This window comes from Herminiimonas sp. Marseille-P9896, from assembly GCF_903993245.1.
Lineage (GTDB): Bacteria > Pseudomonadota > Gammaproteobacteria > Burkholderiales > Burkholderiaceae_D > Oxalicibacterium > Oxalicibacterium contaminans.
The window spans coordinates 639,522-658,767 of sequence record NZ_CAJEVT010000002.1 but is presented as its reverse complement, the minus strand read 5'-3'; the positions used below and the strand labels follow the sequence as shown (position 1 = coordinate 658,767).

General features: G+C 53.8%; 16 protein-coding genes. 4 read left to right on the top strand and 12 right to left on the bottom strand.

Going from position 1 to position 19,246, the window contains the following annotated elements; all coding sequences use genetic code 11:
- Positions 1–5: 5 nt before the first annotated feature.
- From bamA to rpsB, 9 genes are all read right to left on the bottom strand, one after another.
- A complete protein-coding gene (gene bamA / locus H7U06_RS08555) occupies positions 6–2,405 on the bottom strand; it encodes an outer membrane protein assembly factor BamA (RefSeq protein ID WP_175625713.1) in 2,400 nt (799 codons plus the stop codon).
- Positions 2,406–2,461: 56 nt separating this feature from the next.
- Entirely contained in the window at positions 2,462–3,829 is a 1,368-nt protein-coding gene (rseP, locus tag H7U06_RS08550) for an RIP metalloprotease RseP (protein ID WP_175625712.1), read from the bottom strand.
- Positions 3,826–4,998 (bottom strand): 1-deoxy-D-xylulose-5-phosphate reductoisomerase, encoded by a 1,173-nt coding sequence (gene ispC, locus H7U06_RS08545; protein ID WP_175625711.1) that lies wholly within the window; start codon positions 4,996–4,998, stop codon positions 3,826–3,828. The genes rseP and ispC overlap by 4 nt, the downstream gene beginning before the upstream one ends.
- A 7-nt stretch (positions 4,999–5,005) precedes the next feature.
- The gene (locus H7U06_RS08540; protein WP_175625710.1) at positions 5,006–5,824 is read right to left on the bottom strand and encodes a phosphatidate cytidylyltransferase; all 819 of its coding nucleotides are present in this window, start codon (positions 5,822–5,824) and stop codon (positions 5,006–5,008) included.
- Positions 5,818–6,582, bottom strand: coding sequence for a polyprenyl diphosphate synthase (gene uppS / locus H7U06_RS08535; protein WP_175625709.1), 765 nt, complete (start codon positions 6,580–6,582; stop codon positions 5,818–5,820). Before uppS ends, H7U06_RS08540 begins: the two co-directional genes overlap by 7 nt.
- A gap of 49 nt (positions 6,583–6,631) precedes the next feature.
- A complete protein-coding gene (frr, locus tag H7U06_RS08530; RefSeq protein WP_175625708.1) occupies positions 6,632–7,192 on the bottom strand; it encodes a ribosome recycling factor in 561 nt (186 codons plus the stop codon).
- A 60-nt stretch (positions 7,193–7,252) separates the two neighbouring features.
- Positions 7,253–7,969 carry a UMP kinase gene (pyrH, locus tag H7U06_RS08525; protein WP_124573906.1) on the bottom strand — a complete coding sequence of 239 codons (717 nt, stop codon included), beginning with the start codon at positions 7,967–7,969 and terminating at the stop codon, positions 7,253–7,255.
- A 174-nt stretch (positions 7,970–8,143) separates the two neighbouring features.
- Entirely contained in the window at positions 8,144–9,025 is an 882-nt protein-coding gene (tsf, locus tag H7U06_RS08520; RefSeq protein ID WP_175625707.1) for a translation elongation factor Ts, read from the bottom strand.
- Between the two features lie 130 nt (positions 9,026–9,155).
- Positions 9,156–9,902: a 30S ribosomal protein S2 gene (gene rpsB, locus H7U06_RS08515; protein WP_175625706.1), complete on the bottom strand. Its 747-nt coding sequence runs from the start codon at positions 9,900–9,902 to the stop codon at positions 9,156–9,158.
- Between the two features lie 285 nt (positions 9,903–10,187).
- On the opposite strand from rpsB, the gene map reads away from it, so the two are divergent.
- From map to H7U06_RS08495, 4 genes are all read left to right on the top strand, one after another.
- Complete coding sequence (gene map / locus H7U06_RS08510) at positions 10,188–11,024, top strand: type I methionyl aminopeptidase (protein ID WP_175625705.1); 837 nt, start codon at positions 10,188–10,190, stop codon at positions 11,022–11,024.
- A 17-nt stretch (positions 11,025–11,041) separates the two neighbouring features.
- The gene (locus tag H7U06_RS08505; RefSeq protein ID WP_175625704.1) at positions 11,042–13,594 is read left to right on the top strand and encodes a [protein-PII] uridylyltransferase; all 2,553 of its coding nucleotides are present in this window, start codon (positions 11,042–11,044) and stop codon (positions 13,592–13,594) included.
- Positions 13,595–13,652: 58 nt separating this feature from the next.
- Positions 13,653–14,399 carry a pseudouridine synthase gene (locus tag H7U06_RS08500; protein ID WP_175625703.1) on the top strand — a complete coding sequence of 249 codons (747 nt, stop codon included), beginning with the start codon at positions 13,653–13,655 and terminating at the stop codon, positions 14,397–14,399.
- A gap of 324 nt (positions 14,400–14,723) precedes the next feature.
- Positions 14,724–15,707 (top strand): porin, encoded by a 984-nt coding sequence (locus H7U06_RS08495; RefSeq protein ID WP_175625702.1) that lies wholly within the window; start codon positions 14,724–14,726, stop codon positions 15,705–15,707.
- Positions 15,708–15,765: 58 nt separating this feature from the next.
- Here the strand turns inward: H7U06_RS08495 and def are convergent, their stop codons facing one another.
- From def to ligA, 3 genes are read right to left on the bottom strand one after another with little or no spacing between them, the layout of a single operon-like run.
- Positions 15,766–16,302: a peptide deformylase gene (gene def, locus H7U06_RS08490; RefSeq protein WP_175625701.1), complete on the bottom strand. Its 537-nt coding sequence runs from the start codon at positions 16,300–16,302 to the stop codon at positions 15,766–15,768.
- Positions 16,299–17,174, bottom strand: a complete 876-nt coding sequence (gene galU, locus H7U06_RS08485; protein ID WP_175625700.1) for a UTP--glucose-1-phosphate uridylyltransferase GalU — start codon at positions 17,172–17,174, stop codon at positions 16,299–16,301. The genes def and galU overlap by 4 nt, the downstream gene beginning before the upstream one ends.
- Entirely contained in the window at positions 17,161–19,245 is a 2,085-nt protein-coding gene (ligA, locus tag H7U06_RS08480; protein WP_175625699.1) for an NAD-dependent DNA ligase LigA, read from the bottom strand. The genes galU and ligA overlap by 14 nt, the downstream gene beginning before the upstream one ends.
- Position 19,246: the final 1 nt, after the last annotated feature.

The following is a 19,246-nucleotide window of genomic DNA, read 5'->3' as shown; positions in this document are numbered from 1 at the left end:
AGCGATCAGAAACCTGTACCCAACTGGAATTGGAACGCTTGGGTGCGATCTTTTTCCTGCGGCGTACCTTCGGTAACAGCATTCAATGCCTTGCCGAAGCTCAGCTTGAGTGGACCGATAGGAGAAACCCAGCTTAAGCCAACACCTACCGAAGTTTTCAGCCCACCACCACCGCCAAATCCATCTGCATACACATTACCTGCATCAAAGAAGGTAAACCAGCGCAGACTGCGATCTAGGCCTGAACCTGGAAATGGCATTTGCAATTCAGCATTAAAAACCAAACGAGCTGAACCACCGAGCGGATCACCATTAAGTGCCTTAGGTCCAAGAGACGAGCTTTCATAGCCACGCACCGAGCCGATACCACCGCCATAGAAATTCTTGAAAATAGGATAGACTTTACCACCCAGTGCCTTACCGTAGTTGACCTCGCCATTCAATGCAAGTGTGGTGCTACCGTTAAATAATGGCTGGAAATACTGAGTCTGATACGTTGCACGGTAATAATTCGAGTCACCAGCGGGAGATATCTCGAAGTTAGCACGTTGGTAACGTCCTCTGGTTGGCACCAAAGCACTGTCGCGATTATCCCTTTGCCAAGCAGCGGTCAATGGAACGCCTAATGCGGACGCATCATGTTGCCCCTGCTGGAATGCACTGTTAGGATCGGTGCTGCTTGAAACGCCGTTAATGTTATCAACGTAACGTTTGTAGACATCGGGGCTATCGTTGTAATTGGTAAGGCCTGTGTATGTTTGTACTTCAGTTTGCTCAACACCAGCGCCGAAAAACACCGTGTCGAATTCAGTAAACGGCACACCGAACTTAATGTTTGCACCCATGGTGCGAATACGGTAATCACCGGTATTAATGGTAGGCGGACGCGTAGTACGCAGGAACACCTCATAGCTACGGCTGATACCGTCATCCGTGAAATATGGATTGGTACTCGACAAGGCAATGGTACGGTTCAAACGGCTGGTATTGACGTTCACGCCAACTGTATTACCGCTACCGAAAGCATTCGCCTGGTTCACACCACCACTCAACGACAATTTATCCGCGCTGGAGAAACCTGCACCCAGCATGATGTTACCGGTCGGCTTCTCGGTCACGCCGATATTGACGTCGACCTGATCGGTCTTGCCTGCAACGTCCGGCGTTTCCACTGTCACGTCATTGAAGTAATCGAGACGATCGATACGGTCACGCGACAATTTGATTTTTTCAGCGTCGTACCATGAGTTTTCAAACTGACGCATTTCACGACGGATCACTTCATCGCGAGTTTTGGTATTGCCGCTGATGTTGATATTACGCACATACACGCGCTTGCCCGGATCGATCATGATTGTGAAGGCGACTTCCTTCTTCTCACGGTCAATTTGCGGATTCGCGTTCACGTTTGCAAATGCGTAGCCAAAGTTACCCAGGCGATCGGAAATGTTCTTGGTGCTGGCAGTCAGTTTCTCACCGGAGAAGACATCGCCTTTTTTCAGTTGCACCAGCGAGTTCAGTTCTGCTTCGCGACCCAGCATTTCGCCTTCCAGCTTAACGTCGGACACGTTGAACTTGTCACCTTCCTTGATATTGATGGTGATGAAGATATCTTTCTTGTCCGGCGTAATCGAGACTTGCGTCGATTCGATTTGCATCTCGAGATAACCGCGATTCAGGTAAAAAGACTTCAGCGATTCGATATCACCGGCCAGTTTTTGCTTCGAATACTGGTCAGCTTTCGAGTACCAGGTAAACCAGCCCGGTGTACGCAAGGAGAGCAAGCTGATCAGTTCTTTTTCGCTGTACGCCTTGTTGCCGATGATGTTGATGTTCTTGATACGTGCGACGTCGCCTTCATCCACGGCAAAGGTCACCGAGACACGGTTACGCTCCAGCGGTGTGACGGTAGTCGTGATCTGCACGCCGTACAGGCCGCGTGACAGGTACTGACGTTTCAATTCCTGCTCAGCGCGATCAACCAACGCCTTGTCATAAATACGGGATTCACCTACGCCGATTTCTTTCAGCGCTTTGGTCAACTGGTCTTTTTCAAATTCCTTGGTACCGGTGAACTCCACGCTGGCAATCGCCGGACGTTCTTCGACAAACACCACCAGCACATCGCCTTCCACTTCTATCCGTACATCCTTGAAGAAACCGGTTGCATACAATGCTTTAATCGCTGCCGCACCTTTGTCGTCGGTGAAGGTTTCGCCTACGCGTACCGGCAGGTAGCTGAACACGGTACCGGCTTCGGTACGTTGAATACCTTCAACGCGGATGTCTTTGACCGTGAAAGGATCAGCCGCGTGTACATAGCCTGAGCACAGCGCGAAGGCAGCAATAGCGATAAGACGACGGGGAAATACCGGCAAGGAGTAAAGCTCTGAATATAATTTCATTGGCTATCGTAAATGGTTGTACTAGTCAGACCTTGGTCTGAAAAAGGCTTGCATCCCTAGGAGATCAGGCGATTGATATCGTTAAAGACTGCTACCAGCATCAAGGTCATTAAAATCCCTATACCTGCGCGCTGGGCGATTGCACCAAAGCGCTCCGAGACTGGACGACCTGTTAAAACTTCCACAGCATAATACAGCAAAAGCCCCCCATCCAACACTGGGATAGGTAGCAGATTCATCACGCCCAGACTGATGCTGACGAAGGCGATAAAGCTCAAGTAACTGATCCAGCCGATACGTGCAGTTTGCCCTGCATAATCGGCGATCGTAATCGGCCCGGTCACGTTTTTCCAGGAAACCTCGCCGATGATCATTTTGCCGACCATTTTGATCGTCAAAACACTGGTATCCCAGGTTTTTTGCACGCCCTTCAGCAAGGCTGAAACCGGCGAATGATGGGCCACCACCATGTCCGGTGCCATCGGTACTTCGACCTTAATACGGCCGAAAACCTGGCCATCTGCATTCACTTCTTCCGGTACTACACGCAGGCTCGCGGGCTGGCCATTACGTAACAAATCAAGTTCAAGAGTTTTCCCCGGTGAAGCACGCACCAGTTCCACCAAGGCCAAACCATCGGCTACAGGCGCACCATTCACTCGCAGCACTTGGTCACCCTTTTGCAGACCCGCCTTCATGGCCGGGCCGTCAGGCACCACCTGCCCCAGGATGGCTGGTGGACGCGCCAGGTCTATCCCGAGCTTGCCGAGAAAATCACCTTCCAGTTCATTTGGAGAAATGCTGTCGACCGGCAGTGTCACGGTCTGGATGTTTTTTGCATCTGGCGAACCGGCTACAGGCGTTTCCACTTCCAGTCGCACCGGCTGCTTATTGATGACGGACTGCACCATTTGCCAGCGCAAGTCATTCCAGATCTGTACCGGCTCGCCGTTGACTGAGGTGACCAGCTCATTACCGCGCAAACCGGACTGGTACGCGATCGATTTCTCGGCTGGCGCACGCAGCTTGGGCGCAGGTTCCGGGATGCCATAGCTATACAAACCGGCAAATACCGCGATAGCCAGCAGGAAGTTAGCGATCGGACCAGCCGCGACTATCGCGATCCGACGCCATACCGATTGACGGGTGAATTCGCGCTTCATGTCCTCTGGCGAGATATCACCCAGTTCATCGTCACGCGCATCCAGCATCTTGACGTAACCACCCAGCGGCAGGATGGAAACCGCCCACTCGGTCTGGTCCGCGCCAAAACGACGCGAATAAACCACCTTGCCCATACCCACTGAGAAACGCAACACCTTGACGCCACACCAGCGCGCGACCAGGTAATGACCAAGCTCATGCACGATCACCAGTACGCCGAGTACAACAGCAAATGCGAGTATGGTTTGCAGCAGCATCATGACGGTATAAAGGAGTTGGCTAGTTCACGGGCGCAACGATCTTGCGCAAAGACCGATTCGATATCGGTAATCGCCACCGACGACATTGCATCCATCACACGCGCAATCAACTGATCTATCACACGGAAACCGATGCGGCTATCGAGAAATGCCTGTACGGCAATTTCATTGGCGGCATTCATAATCGCAGGTGCAGAGCCGCCTGCTTGCAAAGCATCATACGCCAGTTTCAGACATGGAAATCTCAGCAAATCCGGCCGCTCGAAGCTAAGTTGCGCAATTTGTATCAAATCCACCGGCGGGACCCCGGAATTGATGCGTTCCGGATAAGCCAGCGCATGCGCAATCGGGGTGCGCATATCCGGGTTACCCAGCTGCGCCAGCACCGAGCCATCGACGTAGGAAACCATCGAATGCACCACGCTTTGCGGGTGTATCACCACCTCTATCTTGTCCGCTGGCACGTCGAATAACCAATGCGCCTCGATAACTTCGAGCCCCTTGTTCATCATGGTGGCGGAATCGACCGAAATCTTGCGCCCCATCACCCACTTCGGATGCGCAACAGCTTCCTGCCAGGTCACCTGATCCAATGTATTGACGTCACGCTTAAGGAACGGGCCGCCGGAGGCGGTCAACATGATTTTTTCCACCCCATGCGCGAGCGGCGTACGCTGGCAGGAAGCAGGCATGCATTGGAAAATAGCGTTGTGTTCGCTATCGATAGGCATCAGGATAGAACCACTGGCAGCGACCGCCTCCATCAACAGCGGACCGGACATCACCAGTGCTTCCTTATTCGCCAGCAGCACACGCTTGCCGGCACGCGCTGCCGCCAAGGTAGGTGCCAGCCCAGCGCCGCCAACGATGGCAGCCATGACACTATCGCACTCGGGAGCGCTGGCAACGTCGCACAAGGCCGCTTCGCCGTATGCGACTTGCGTATGCAAGCCCTGCGCATCCAGTAATACCTGTATTTTTTTCGCCGCTTCGGCCGTACCTACGACCGCGACCTGCGGTTTGAAACGCACACATTGCTGCGCCAGTTCTTCAACCTTGCTTTGCGCAGTCAGTGCGTAAACCGAATAGCGCTCAGGATGACGCGCAATAACATCCAGGGTGGAAACACCGATAGAACCGGTCGAACCCAGAATCGTGATTTGCTGCATTTCTGCCTTACATCCAATAAGTGATTAGTGCTGCCAGCGGCAGGGTCGGGATCAAGGCATCGATCCGGTCCAGCACTCCGCCATGACCAGGCAACAGGTTGCTACTGTCCTTCATAGCGGCGCGGCGCTTGAGTTGCGACTCAAACAAATCGCCCACGATGCTGGCCGCCACCATCACGACCAGGATGGCCAGGAAGCCCGCGACACCCCAGGTCTGGTACAGCCGCACAGCAAAGGTATCGCCCAGCGCAGGCACTGCCATACTGGCAACTGCCGCCAGCAAGACCAGGATGCCACCGCCGATCGCGCCTTCCCACGACTTGCCCGGGGAGATGGACGGCGCCAGCTTGCGCTTGCCGAAAGCCTTGCCGCTGAAGTAGGCGCCGATATCCGCGATCCAGACGATAGCCATGACCGAGAACATATACAGCGCGGAGTGATTGTAGAGAACCAGCAAGGCAATGAAAGCGCCGAGGATGGCGATGCCGTAGATACCGGTGAGCAAACGATTGGCAAAACTGTTCATCGCGGGCAAGCCGAGCGCCAGCGACGGGGTCAGGCGCAAGGCCCAGATCGCGACGCACATCGCTGCCAGAAACACGCTTTGCTTGAAGCTGCCACTATAGATCAGCCAGGCAAATGCAGCGGTCCAGAGTGCTGCGCCGACCTGCGGGCTTTTATTGCCGAACAGGCGTAAACATTCCCATGCTGCTGCCGCGAAGAACGCGACCGTCAGCACAGCAAATGCAACAAAGGAACCGGAATAAATCACCAACAGCAGCACTGCCAGCAATGCCACTGCAGTGATGATGCGCGTTTTTAGCATTTGGCCACCGGCGATTGCTCGGCCAATTGTGCGCTGGTACGACCGAAACGTCGTTCACGTTGCTGATAGGAAGCGATAGCCAACTCCAATGCGGCCGCGTCAAAATCCGGCCAATAAGTATCGGTGAAATACAGCTCGGTATAAGCCAGTTGCCACAACAGGAAATTGGAAATGCGCTCTTCCCCGCCAGTGCGGATAAAGAGGTCAGGCTCGGGCGCATAGGCCAGCGACAGATACGGTGCCAGCTGTTCTTCATTGAAATCAATGCTGCCCGGATTTGCCGCCAGCATTTGATTCACCGCCTGCATGATGTCCCAGCGGCCACCGTAGTTGGCGCAAATGGTGACAGTCAGGCGCGTATTACCCGCAGTCTTGCGTTCGGCTGCAGAAATCATCTTCTGCAGCTTATCGTCGAAACGGCTCAGGTCACCGACTATCTTCAGGCGTATGCCATTGGCATGCATCTTCGATACTTCGCGTTCCAGTGCCGTCACGAACAAACGCATCAGCAGCGATACTTCATCTTCCGGCCGCCGCCAGTTCTCTGAACTGAAGGCAAAGAAGGTCACATATTCGACGCCTTGGCGGGCGCATGCTTCGACGATGCCACGCACCGCTTCCACACCTTTGACATGGCCGGCCACGCGCGGCATGAAACGCTTGGTGGCCCAACGTCCATTGCCATCCATGATGATGGCAATATGACGCGGCACCAGCGAGACTTCCGGTACAACCAGGGTTGAGCTAGGCGACGTCATAGTTGAGCGACCTGCAGCGAAAAGCGGGATGGAGGAATTGAGTACAGACTCAAACCGTCAACACTTCTTTTTCTTTTTCTACGACGAGTTTGTCGATTTCGAGCACGAATTTATCGGTCAGCTTCTGGATTTCGTCCTGGGCACGACGCTCATCATCTTCCGAGCAGGCTTTTTCCTTGACCAGCTTTTTCAGCGATTCGTTGGCATCACGACGGATATTGCGCACAGCAATCTTCGCGTCTTCTGCTTCGCTCTTGACCAGCTTGACCATTTCCTTGCGGCGTTCTTCGGTCAGCGGTGGAGTTGGTACGCGGATCAATTCACCCTGGGTTGCAGGATTCAGGCCGAGGTCGGCTTCACGGATCGCTTTCTCAACGACAGCAACCATTTTCTTTTCAAACGGCTGAACGCCGATGGTACGTGCATCGATCAGGGTCACGTTCGCAACCTGGCTCAGATGAGTCGGGTTGCCGTAGTATTCAACCATCACGTGGTCAAGTATGCCGGTGTGTGCACGGCCGGTACGTACTTTTGCCAGATCAGCCTTCAGGGTCTCTATCGACTTCTGCATCTTTTGATCGGCTGTCTTCTTTGCATCTGCAACAGTCATTACTGTTCTCCTCTTTTACAACGAGTTAAACCTGAATAGAATTTCAGCGGGATTTAAATCTTATACGTGGACCAGGGTGCCTTCGTCTTCGCCCATGACCACGCTTTTCAGCGCGCCCGGCTTAACGATAGAGAATACCTTGATCGGCAGTTTTTGGTCACGGCAGAGTGCGAATGCGGTTGCATCCATCACTTGCAGGTGTTTGGAGATTGCTTCGTCGAACGAAATCGTCGCGTAGCGGGTTGCGTCCGGGTCTTTGTTTGGATCAGCGCTATACACGCCATCCACCTTCGTAGCCTTCAGCACGATTTCCGCACCGATTTCTGAACCGCGCAACGCTGCTGCAGTATCGGTGGTGAAAAACGGATTGCCAGTACCGGCGGCGAAGATCACGATCTTGCCCTCTTCCAGGTACTGCAATGCCTTAGGGCGCACATACGGTTCAACAACCTGTTCGATTGCAATCGCCGACATGACGCGGGCGGTAATACCGACCTGACGCATCGCATCGGCCAGCGCCAGCGAATTCATGACGGTAGCCAGCATACCCATGTAGTCAGCCGTCGCGCGATCCATCCCTTGCGCGCCTGGTGCCACACCACGGAAAATATTGCCGCCACCGATAACGATAGCCAGTTCCACACCCAGTTTTGCTACTTCTGACACATCCGCCACCATACGCTCGATAGTGGCACGGTTGATACCGTACGGATCGTCTCCCATTAACGCTTCACCCGAAAGTTTGAGAAGAACGCGTTTATAAGCTGGGGTTGTCATGGGCTGGATTCCTTGTTTTTATGTCCGGTTTTTACTGGGATACAGTTCTTACCTGATTTTCAGAGTTCATAGCCAGCTCGATAAAAGCCAGCGTATGAAATCTTAATCTGTCAGCTCATCAAAGGATACTTGATGATGCTAAAAAAACGGGCCTTCCGGCCCGATTTTTTTCGCTTACGCCTGTTTTGCTGCGGCTACTTGTGCTGCCACTTCTGCAGCAAAGTCATCCTGTTTCTTCTCGATGCCTTCACCGACCACAAACATCGTGAACGATTTGACTGTCGATTTGGTTTCTTTCAGCATTTGTTCCACTGTTTGTTTGTCGTTCTTAACAAACGATTGGTTCAACAGGGAAACTTCTTTCAGGTACTTCTGTACCGAGCCTTCGATCATCTTGGCGATGATGTCCGCTGGCTTGTTCGACTCAGCTGCTTTCAATTCTGCAACCGAACGCTCTTTAGCGATCAGGTCTGCTGGAACGTTGTCCGACGACAATGCAACTGGTTTCATCGCAGCGATGTGCATAGCGACGTCTTTACCAACCTGGTCGTCAGCACCTTCGAAATCGACCATCACGCCGATACGGGTACCGTGCAGGTAGGAAGCCAGTTTACCGGTGGTTTCGAAACGAACGAAACGACGGATAGACATGTTTTCACCGATACGGCCGATCAGGGCGGCACGGGTTTCTTCAACAGTTTTGTCATCCAGTGGCAGTGCCGACAAAGCAGCAACGTCAGCTGGATTTTTGTCAGCAACCAGTTTAACCAGGGTGTTGGCAAAACCGAGGAAGTCATCATTCTTGGTAACAAAGTCGGTTTCGCAGTTGACTTCGATCAACGCGCCAACATTACCGGATACATATGCTGCAACTACGCCTTCAGCGGTTACACGAGTAGCTGCTTTCGAAGCTTTGCTACCGAGTTTAACGCGCAGGATCTCTTCTGCTTTGACCGGATCGCCATCGGCTTCCGTCAATGCTTTTTTACATTCCATCATCGGCGCATCGGTGAGCGCACGCAGTTCACCAACCATCGCTGCAGTAATAACGGCCATTATAATCTCCTAACAATCGGACGCCAGTTCAGGCGTCTACTATCTTATTACGTTCAAAATGTGCTCGAAAAAAAGGGGCGAACCACTGTTGCCCCTTTTGTTCTGACGCTCAAACCATCAGAGGCAGGGTTTAAGCCTGCTCGTTAACCTCAACGAAGTCGTCGCCGCCTTTGATCGACTCAACCAGATCGTTGGTCGCGTTTGCGCGGCCTTCGAGGATTGCGTCTGCAACGCCGCGAGCGTACAACATGATCGCTTTGGAGGAATCGTCGTTACCTGGGATAACGTAGGTAACGCCTTCTGGCGAGTGGTTGGTATCGACTACACCGATAACTGGGATGCCCAGCTTCGCTGCTTCAGTGATCGCGCCTTTGTGGTAACCAACGTCAACCACGAAAATTGCGTCAGGAATGCCGCCCATATCCTTGATACCGCCAATGGATTTTTCCAGCTTGATTTTTTCGCGTTCAAACATCAGCGCTTCTTTTTTGCTGAGTTTTTGCACGGAACCGTCTTCGATTGCTGCTTCCATTTCTTTCAAACGCTTGATCGATGTTTTGATCGTTTTGAAGTTGGTCAGCATGCCGCCCAACCAGCGTTGGTCGACGTAAGGCATGCCAGCGCGTTGCGCTTCAGCTGCGATGGTTTCACGTGCTTGACGTTTGGTACCTACGAACAGGACGGTGCCACGATTGGACGACAATTGGCGGATATACTTCATCGCCTCTTGGTACATACCCATCGTTTTTTCGAGGTTAACGATGTGAATACGGTTGCGATGGCCGAAAATGAAAGGGGCCATCTTTGGGTTCCAGAAGCGTGTTTGGTGACCAAAGTGGACGCCAGCTTCCAGCATTTCGCGCATTGTTACGGACATAAATATCTCCAGGGTTAAGGTCTGGAACCCGCTCAGTCACCGTGGTCATTTGGCTGTTCTCAGCCTGACCGCAGCACCCTTTTCGAACGAGTTCGCGATTTACATAAAGTCTTGCCCGACTTAATTAAATAAAAAGTTAATTCGAGCAAGCCCAAGATTCTACCCTATAACCGCCACTCCTTTCAAGTGTCCCGCCACATTGCCCGGCGAATAAATGCCCGCTCGTCTATAATTCCTCATCGAACAATTTTTTCATGCTGTCATTCCAGCAATTTCCGGCTTCCTATGGGCAATATTTCAATTAAAACCGCAGAAGACATCCAGGGCATGCGCATCGCAGGCCGACTCGCATCCGAAGTCCTTGATTACATTACACCTTTCGTCAAAACCGGCGTCACCACCGGCGAGCTGGACCGTCTGTGCCACGAATACATGGTCAACGTACAAGGCACCATTCCGGCCCCACTGAATTACTGCCCGCCAGGCTACACCCCTTACCCCAAGGCAATCTGCACTTCGGTCAACGACGTCATCTGCCACGGCATCCCGGGCGATAAAGTTCTGAAAAACGGCGATGTTGTCAATCTGGACATTACCGTCATCAAAGACGGCTATCACGGCGACACCAGCCGCATGTTCTTTATCGGCGAGCCTTCCATCCTGGCGCGCCGCCTGACCCAGATCACCTATGAGTGCATGTGGCTGGGCATCTCCAAAATCAAACCGGGCGCACATTTGGGCGATATCGGCTACGTCATCCAGCAGCACGCAGAAAAAGCCGGCTACAGCGTAGTACGTGAATTCTGCGGCCATGGCATCGGCAAGGTATTCCACGAAGAGCCGCAAGTACTGCACTACGGTCGTCCCGGCACCCTGGAAAAACTCGAAGCAGGCATGATCTTCACCGTCGAGCCGATGATCAATGCAGGTCGCCGCGAAATCCGTGAAATGGGCGATGGCTGGACCATCAAAACCAAGGATCGCAGCCTGTCCGCGCAATGGGAACATACCGTGCTCGTCACCGAAACCGGCTACGAAATCCTGACACAATCGGCTGGCACCCCGGCACCACCTGAATTCATCGTGCCACCTGCCACTACACCACAAGTCGTCAACGCCTGAAACCACAGCTAAGCTCCATGCCCTCACTTGCCATTGCATTAAAAGAAGAACTCAAAGCCGAACGTCAAATCGTCATTGATCGTTTTTTGCAGGATGGCAAGGCAGAGCACCTGCTGACGCAGCTCAGAATTAATGTTGACGCAGCGCTCAGCAAAGCATGGACTGCCTTCGAACTGCCGGATAGCGCAGCCCTGGTTGCGGTCGGTGGTTATGGCCGGGGCGAGCTATTCCCGCATTCCGATGTCGACGTCCTGATCCTGCTGCAGGAAGCACCGAACGCAGCACTGCAAGCCAAGCTGGAAGAGCTGGTACAACTATTCTGGGATATCGGCCTCGAAATTGGTCACAGCATACGCACCATAGATGAATGCCTGAACGAAGCCGAAGCTGACATCACGGTACAAACCAGCTTGCTCGAAGCACGCCTGGTCATAGGCAACGCCACCCAGTTCCAGTTACTCAAAGTCCGCTGCAATGCAGCGATGGACCCACAAGCTTTCTTCCAGGCCAAAACCCTGGAACTGCGCCAGCGTCACGCCAAGTACGAAGACACGCCATACAGCCTGGAGCCTAACTGCAAGGAAAGCCCGGGCGGCCTGCGCGACCTGCAAGTCATTCTGTGGGTCTCGAAAGCAGCCGGACTCGGCAACTCCTGGCGCGAGCTGGCAGTACAAGGCTTGATCACACCGACCGAAGCACGTCAGTTGACGCAAAAAGAACGTTCACTCAAAGATGTGCGCATACGTTTGCACATCATTGCAAATCGCCATGAAGATCGCCTCGTCTTCGACATCCAGACTGCCATCGCCGAATCGATAGGATTCAAGACGACCGAAACGCGCCGCGCCAGCGAATACCTGATGCAGCGTTACTACCTTGCAGCCAAGGCCGTCACACAACTGAATGCGATCCTGCTGCAAAACATCGAGGCGCAGCTCTTCCCACAAATGACTTCGCCAGTCGCGATCAATGAAGACTTCAACGAAGTCAACGGCTTCATCGATATCGCCAATGACGACACCTTTGAGGCCAAACCATCGACCATGCTGGAAGTTTTCCTGCTGCTGTCATTGCATCCGGAACTGAAAGGCATGACGGCGCGTACCTTCCGTTCACTCTGGAATGCGCGCTTCAAGATAGACAATCAATTCCGTCGCGATCCGGTGAATCGTGCGCTGTTCATGAAAATCCTGCAGGCGCCGCAGGGCATCACGCATGCCTTGCGTCGCATGAACCAGACCAGTGTCCTGGGTCGCTACCTGCCGAACTTTCGCAAGATCGTCGGCCAGATGCAGCACGACTTATTCCACGTCTACACCGTCGATCAGCACATCATGATGGTGGTGCGCAATGTGCGCCGCTTCATGCTGAGTGAACACGCACACGAATACCCATTCTGCAGCCAGCTCGCGGCCAACTTCAGCCAACCCTGGTTGCTGTACATCGCCGCCCTTTTTCACGACATCGCTAAAGGGCGCGGTGGTGATCACTCGGAACTGGGCAAGGAAGATGCGCGCATCTTCTGTGTCGATCACGGCCTGACGGAAGAAGAAACCGAGCTGGTAGTGTTCCTGGTTGAAAACCATTTGATGATGTCGCAGATCGCACAAAAGCAGGACCTGTCCGATCCGGAAGTCATCAGCAACTTTGCCAAACTGGTCGGTGACGAACGTCACCTGACTGCCTTGTACTTGCTGACCGTCGCCGACATTCGAGGCACCAGCCCGAAGGTATGGAATGCGTGGAAAGGCAAGTTGCTGGAAGACTTGTACAACATGACGCTGCGCGCGCTCGGCGGTGATGCGCCATCGGCTGATCGCGAGCTCAAGAACCGGCAGGAAGAAGCACTCAAATCCCTGCGTCTGTACGGCTTGTCTGCGCATGCGCATGAAGCTTTGTGGAAGCAGCTCGACGTGGTTTACTTCCTGCGTCACGATGCAGCTGATATCGCATGGCAAACCCGCACGCTATACGACAAAATCGACAGCCCGACACCCGTCGTCAAATGCCGCCTCGCGCCCATAGGTGAAGGCTTGCAAGTGACGGTCTATGTCAAGGATCAGCCTGATCTGTTTGCCCGTATCTGCAGCTACTTTGATCGTAAAAATTTCAGCATCCTGGATGCGAAGATCCACACCACCAAACATGGTTATGGCCTAGATACATTCCTGATTACCGAGCCTGCTTTTGCCGACAACTATCGTGACCTGATCAGCCTGATCGAACATGAGCTGACAGAAGTACTCAGCGCGCAGCTGGACTTGCCCTCGCCTTGCAAAGGCCGCCTCTCACGCCTGTGCCGCAACTTCCCGGCCACGCCTACCGTCGACCTCCGTCCGGATGAACGTGGTCGTTACTATTTGCTGACGATATCGGCCAATGACAGGAATGGCTTGCTGTATTCGGTTGCAAACATCCTGGCGAAATACAAAGTCAACCTGCACACTGCCAAGGTCATGACCTTGGGCGAGCGCGTCGAAGACGTGTTCCTGGTCGATGGCCAGGTACTCGATAATCCGCGCAGCCAGATCCAGCTGGAAACAGATTTACTGGATGCTTTGCGCGTCTGACCGTTACACTCCGCAGGACAGCATTTTTTCAATTTCAGATTTATAGAATTGCACCATCATGAATGAACCACTCCGCCTTTCCAAACGTATGTCCGAGCTGGGACTTTGCTCGCGACGCGAAGCCGACGAATGGATAGCGCGTGGCTGGGTGCGGGTCGATGGCAAAGTCGTGTCTGAACTGGGCAGCAAGGTCTTGCCTACGCAGCGCGTTACCGTTGAACGACAAGCCGCAGCAGAACAATCCAAACGCGTCACCGTACTCATCAACAAGCCGATGGGCTATGTCAGTGGCCAGGCCGAAGACGGCTACAAACCCGCCGTCGCACTGGTCAATGCCAGCACCCGCTGGAATGAAGATAAAGCCCCTACCCTGTTCCACCCTACGCAATTACGCAGCCTGGTACCTGCAGGTCGGCTTGACATTGATTCAGTAGGCTTGCTGGTGTTGACGCAGGATGGTCGCATCGCCAAACACCTGATCGGTGAAGATACATCGGTAGAGAAGGAATATCTGGTGCGTGTGCAATACACCAAGCCTGGGAAATTGCCGGAAGCCGATTTGAAACGCCTGAATCACGGCTTGACGCTGGACGGCAAAAAACTGCTGCCAGCCAAGGTCAAATGGCAAAACGAAGACCAGCTCAGCTTCATCCTGCGCGAAGGCAAAAAACGCCAGATCCGCCGCATGTGCGACATGGTCGGCCTGAAAGTCATCGGCCTGAAACGGGTACGCATAGGCAATGTCAAACTCGGTGATTTGCCGGTAGGACAGTGGCGCTATCTGCGCGAAGACGAACAGTTCTGAATCCGATCTAATGGGTGGCTTGCCACCCTCTCCGCATCCGCATCTCCCATCTGTCCGTCCCCCGCACCAGTAACTGTCGCCAAAAGCGCAACACAATTTGTTGACCACAGTTAACTTCGCAAATAAATCTCCCTCTTTCATCGATATTGGTTCAATATCAACGCATTCCGTTGCATCCACACCAGTCACACCGTGGACAGTCCGACGCGGGAAAATGCTGTTGAATTACATTTAATACCGACCTAAGTTTAGTAACGCAACCCAAGCTGGCAGCACGCTGTCATCAGATCGTTGTTTCAACTGAAAACAAAAGGGAGTGGCTAAATGAAAAAAACTCTATGCGCATTTTCAATGTTGGCATCGGTAGCAGGAGCAAGCTACGCACAGAGCAGCGTCACCATGTATGGTGTGGTCGATCTGGGTCTGAAGATAGAGAATGCTGGCGCTGGCACAGTAACCGGCATTGATAGCGGCAATCAGAGCGTCAGCCGTGTCGGCTTCAAAGGCACAGAAGATCTCGGCAACGGGCTGAAAGCAAACTTTGTCCTAGAAGCAGGCTTCAGTGCAGACACTGGTGCGCAAAGTGATGCCACCCGGTTTTTCAACCGACAATCCTATGTCAGCCTGGCTGGTGACTTTGGCGAAGTAAAGCTGGGCCGCGTCCAAACCATGGTCTTCACCAACTCTGCGGTATTCGATCCATTTGCCGATACCCTGGCCGGTGATTCCGTGCGTATCTTCAACTACGGCGGCAGCCGCATAGACAATACCGTCAACTACAGTTTTAACGCGAAGAACGGCATCAACGGCCAGGCTGCCTATAGCTTCGGCGAAGTAGCAGGCAATAGCAGCGCCAGTCGCACCGTGGCCGGCGCCATCGGCTATGCATCCGGTCCGCTTGCCACGGTATTGACCTACCAGGACACCAAGGACGTGACGGGGAACGACAGCGCCAAGACGACGCTGATCGGCGGCAACTACAACTTCGGTTTGCTACAGCCCTTTATCGCCTATGCCGTAAACAAAGGCCCCCTCACGCTGGACACGCGTGATGCCTTGCTTGGTTTGAAGATCAATTTGACCAGCGCCGATACCATCATGACTTCCTATATGCAAAAGCGTGACCGCTACACCGACAATGCCGATGCGAAGCAAATCGCCATCGGCTACACCCACAATCTATCCGTACGCACCAATTTGTATACCAGTTGGGCGCGCCTGAGCAACGATGACAATGCCATGTACCGGGTGGTCGCACCCGGCAAGACCGACAAGCTGTTCAATGTCGGTATTCGACACAAGTTTTAATCCGAAAAAAAAGGGAGACATCCAGTCGCCCTTTTTTACGTCTATCTCTTAATGCACATCAGTCGTCATCGTTCGGATCAAGATCGGGGAATAGGATGTCGACATAACCGAATTGCGATAAGTCAGTAATCCGCATCGGATACAGGATGCCATCCAGGTGATCGCATTCATGTTGTACCACGCGGGCATGGAAGCCATCCGCATCACGGCTGATGACGTTGCCGTACTGGTCGAAACCGTCATAGTGCAAGGCACTGAAACGTGGCACCACGCCACGCAAACCCGGCACTGACAGACAACCTTCCCAGCCATCCACCATCTCGGCCGACAGTGGTCGCAGCTTGGGATTGATCAGCACGGTTTCAGGTACCGGCGGTGCATCCGGATAGCGAGTGTTTTGCTTGAAACCGTAAATCACCAGGCGCAGGTTGACGCCGATTTGCGGCGCAGCCAGACCCGCGCCATTCGCCGCATGCATGGTGTCAAACATATCGGCAATCAGTGCCTCGAGTTCGGGCGTGCCGAATTCCTTGACCGGCTCTGCCACGCGCAACAAGCGTGGATCACCCATCTTCAAAATTTCTCTTACCGTCATTTCAATGTCTTCAAGTATTCAGTGAAGCCTGCACCGGTTTCAGGATGCTTGAGCCCCATCGCCACCATCGCCTTCAGGTAACCCAGCTTGGAACCGCAATCATAGCGCTGGCCGTCGTAACGATACGCCAGCACCTTCTCGGCCTGCATCAAGGCAGCAATGCCGTCGGTTAATTGTATTTCACCACCTGCACCTTTGCCGAGAGTTTCCAGATAATCAAAAATCTTGTTACTCAGCACATAACGACCAACCACGGCCAGCGTCGATGGCGCTACATCCGGCTGCGGTTTTTCCACGATCGCATTCACCAACTCCAGCTGTGGCTGATAAGCGGTCGCGCTGACTATTCCGTATTGCTTGGTATCGGTGCGCGGTACGTCTTGCACTGCCAATACACTATGTCCTTCGCGCTGGAACACGTCGGTCATCTGCGCGAGTACCGGTTTCACACCATCGGCAGTGTCCATGAAGTCATCTGCCAGCAAGACGGCAAACGGATCGTTACCGATCACCGGACGTGCGCACAGGACGGCGTGGCCGAGACCCAGCGGTGCCGACTGACGGATGTAAATACAATTGATATTCTTAGGGATGACGTTGCGCACCAGATCCAGCAAGGCATTCTTGTTGGCTGCTTCCAACTCGGATTCCAACTCGTAAGCGGTATCGAAATGATCTTCGATCGCGCGCTTGTTGCGACCGGTAATAAAGACCATATCGGTAATCCCGGCCGCGACCGCTTCTTCCACCGCATACTGGATCAAAGGCTTGTCGACGACAGGCAGCATTTCCTTGGGTTGTGCTTTGGTGGCTGGCAGAAAACGGCTGCCGAGGCCTGCGACGGGGAAAACGGCTTTTCTAATTTTGCTCATGGGATTCCAATAATTGCAGCAATGCAGATTCATCAAGTATGGCGACGCCTAACTCCTCTGCCTTGGCCAGCTTGCTGCCAGCCTCGGCACCCGCTACCACGTAGCTGGTTTTCTTGGAGACGGAACCGGCGACCTTGCCACCCGCCGCCTCTATCTTTTCAGCAGCCTGGTCACGACTCAGTGTCGGCAGGGTTCCGGTCAGAACGAAGGTCTTGCCTGCGAAAGGCTTGGGCTTGTTCTCCACCACATGTTCGGGCCATCTGACACCTGCGGCTTGCAATTGTTCAATCAATTCCATATTCAGCGGATCGCTGAGGAAGCTGCGGATAGACTGCGCCACCACCGGACCGATATCCGCCACTTCCAGCAACTGCTCTTCGGACGCCTGCAACAAGGCGTCCAGATTGCCGAAATGACGCGCCAGTTCCTTCGCCGTCGCTTCACCGACATGACGTATGCCAAGCGCGTAAATAAAGCGCGCCAGCGTCGTCGATTTGGATTTCTCCAGCGCCGCCAATACGTTTTGCGCAGACTTGTCCGCCATGCGATCCAGCTCCGCCAGCGCACGGAAACCCAGCTTGTACAAATCCGCTGCGGTGGTGATGATGTGCTTGTCGACCAATTGTTCGACCAGTTGATCGCCCAGACCTTCGACATCCATCGCACGGCGTGACACGAAATGCAGCAAACCACCTTTGCGTTGCGCCGCACATTTCACCCAGCCACCGGAGCAGCGTGCGATCGCTTCATCTTCCAGTTTCACGATAGGAGAGTTACAGACCGGGCAAGCAGTCGGCATGACAAACGGCTGCGCATCGGCCGGACGTTTTTCCGGCACATAGGCGACTACTTCAGGAATCACATCACCGGCACGGCGCACGATCACGGTATCGCCGATCTGGATATCCTTGCGCCGCACTTCATCTTCATTATGCAGGGTCGCGTTGGTTACGGTCACGCCGCCAACCAGCACCGGCGCCAGCCGGGCTACCGGTGTGATTGCACCAGTACGTCCGACCTGCACTTCTATGCCCTGCACGGTCGTCAACGCTTCTTCCGCCGGGAATTTATGGGCAATCGCATAACGCGGAGCACGCGAGACAAAACCCAGCTGTTGCTGCTGCTCGACGCGATTGACCTTGTAGACCACGCCATCGATTTCATACGGCAGACCCGGACGCTTCTGCCCGACCGCTTTGTAGAATTCCAGCAAACCAGCGGCGCCTTTTACCACTGCACGTTCGGCGCAGACCGGCAAACCCAACTCGGCATACCAGTCCAGCAAAGCCGAATGCGAAACCGGCATCTCTGCGCCTTCCAGCAGCCCTACGCCATAGGCAAAAAAGCGCAAGGTACGCTGTGCGGTGATACGTGAATCCAACTGACGCAAACTACCTGCCGCTGCATTGCGTGGATTCGCAAACTCCTTGGCACCAGCCTCGCGCTGGCGCGCATTCAGCTTGGCAAGGTCGGCCTTGTACATCATCACTTCGCCACGCACATCCAGCACCTTCGGTGGTGTTTTAGTATGCAAGCGCAGTGGTATCGCACGCACGGTGCGGATATTCGTCGTGACGTTTTCACCAGTCGCACCATCACCGCGCGTGGCGGCTTCTACCAGTACGCCATCTTCATAGCGCAGGTTGATCGCCAAGCCGTCAAACTTCAGTTCGGTCGCATATTCAACTTCGGTGGTGTTCAGGCCTTCACAGACGCGACGGTCAAAGGCAACGATGTCTTCATCTTCAAAGCCATTGCCGAGCGATAGCATAGGTACCGAATGCGTCACTTGCGGGAAAGCGGACAAAGCCAGTGCCCCCACCCTTTGTGTAGGTGAATCGACTACCAGCAGTTCGGGATGGTCGGCTTCCAGCGCTTGCAGCTCGCGGAACAGCTTGTCGTATTCCGCGTCAGGAATGGAAGGATTATCGAGGACGTGATAAGCGTAATTGTGGCGATTCAGTTCATCGCGTAACCATGCTGCGCGTGCCGGGGGATTGCTGGCATCCGGCTCCTCCGGCGTCGCGTTTGCATCTGTTTGCGATGCCGTAGAAAACAAATCCGGCTGCATA

Coding starts and splice junctions, on each gene's coding strand:
- bamA (WP_175625713.1), bottom strand. CDS start 2,405: ATGAAATTATATTCAGAGCTTTACTCCTTGCCGGTATTTCCCCGTCGT.
- rseP (WP_175625712.1), bottom strand. CDS start 3,829: ATGATGCTGCTGCAAACCATACTCGCATTTGCTGTTGTACTCGGCGTA.
- ispC (WP_175625711.1), bottom strand. CDS start 4,998: ATGCAGCAAATCACGATTCTGGGTTCGACCGGTTCTATCGGTGTTTCC.
- H7U06_RS08540 (WP_175625710.1), bottom strand. CDS start 5,824: ATGCTAAAAACGCGCATCATCACTGCAGTGGCATTGCTGGCAGTGCTG.
- uppS (WP_175625709.1), bottom strand. CDS start 6,582: ATGACGTCGCCTAGCTCAACCCTGGTTGTACCGGAAGTCTCGCTGGTG.
- frr (WP_175625708.1), bottom strand. CDS start 7,192: ATGACTGTTGCAGATGCAAAGAAGACAGCCGATCAAAAGATGCAGAAG.
- pyrH (WP_124573906.1), bottom strand. CDS start 7,969: ATGACAACCCCAGCTTATAAACGCGTTCTTCTCAAACTTTCGGGTGAA.
- tsf (WP_175625707.1), bottom strand. CDS start 9,025: ATGGCCGTTATTACTGCAGCGATGGTTGGTGAACTGCGTGCGCTCACC.
- rpsB (WP_175625706.1), bottom strand. CDS start 9,902: ATGTCCGTAACAATGCGCGAAATGCTGGAAGCTGGCGTCCACTTTGGT.
- map (WP_175625705.1), top strand. CDS start 10,188: ATGGGCAATATTTCAATTAAAACCGCAGAAGACATCCAGGGCATGCGC.
- H7U06_RS08505 (WP_175625704.1), top strand. CDS start 11,042: ATGCCCTCACTTGCCATTGCATTAAAAGAAGAACTCAAAGCCGAACGT.
- H7U06_RS08500 (WP_175625703.1), top strand. CDS start 13,653: ATGAATGAACCACTCCGCCTTTCCAAACGTATGTCCGAGCTGGGACTT.
- H7U06_RS08495 (WP_175625702.1), top strand. CDS start 14,724: ATGAAAAAAACTCTATGCGCATTTTCAATGTTGGCATCGGTAGCAGGA.
- def (WP_175625701.1), bottom strand. CDS start 16,302: ATGACGGTAAGAGAAATTTTGAAGATGGGTGATCCACGCTTGTTGCGC.
- galU (WP_175625700.1), bottom strand. CDS start 17,174: ATGAGCAAAATTAGAAAAGCCGTTTTCCCCGTCGCAGGCCTCGGCAGC.
- ligA (WP_175625699.1), bottom strand. CDS start 19,245: ATGCAGCCGGATTTGTTTTCTACGGCATCGCAAACAGATGCAAACGCG.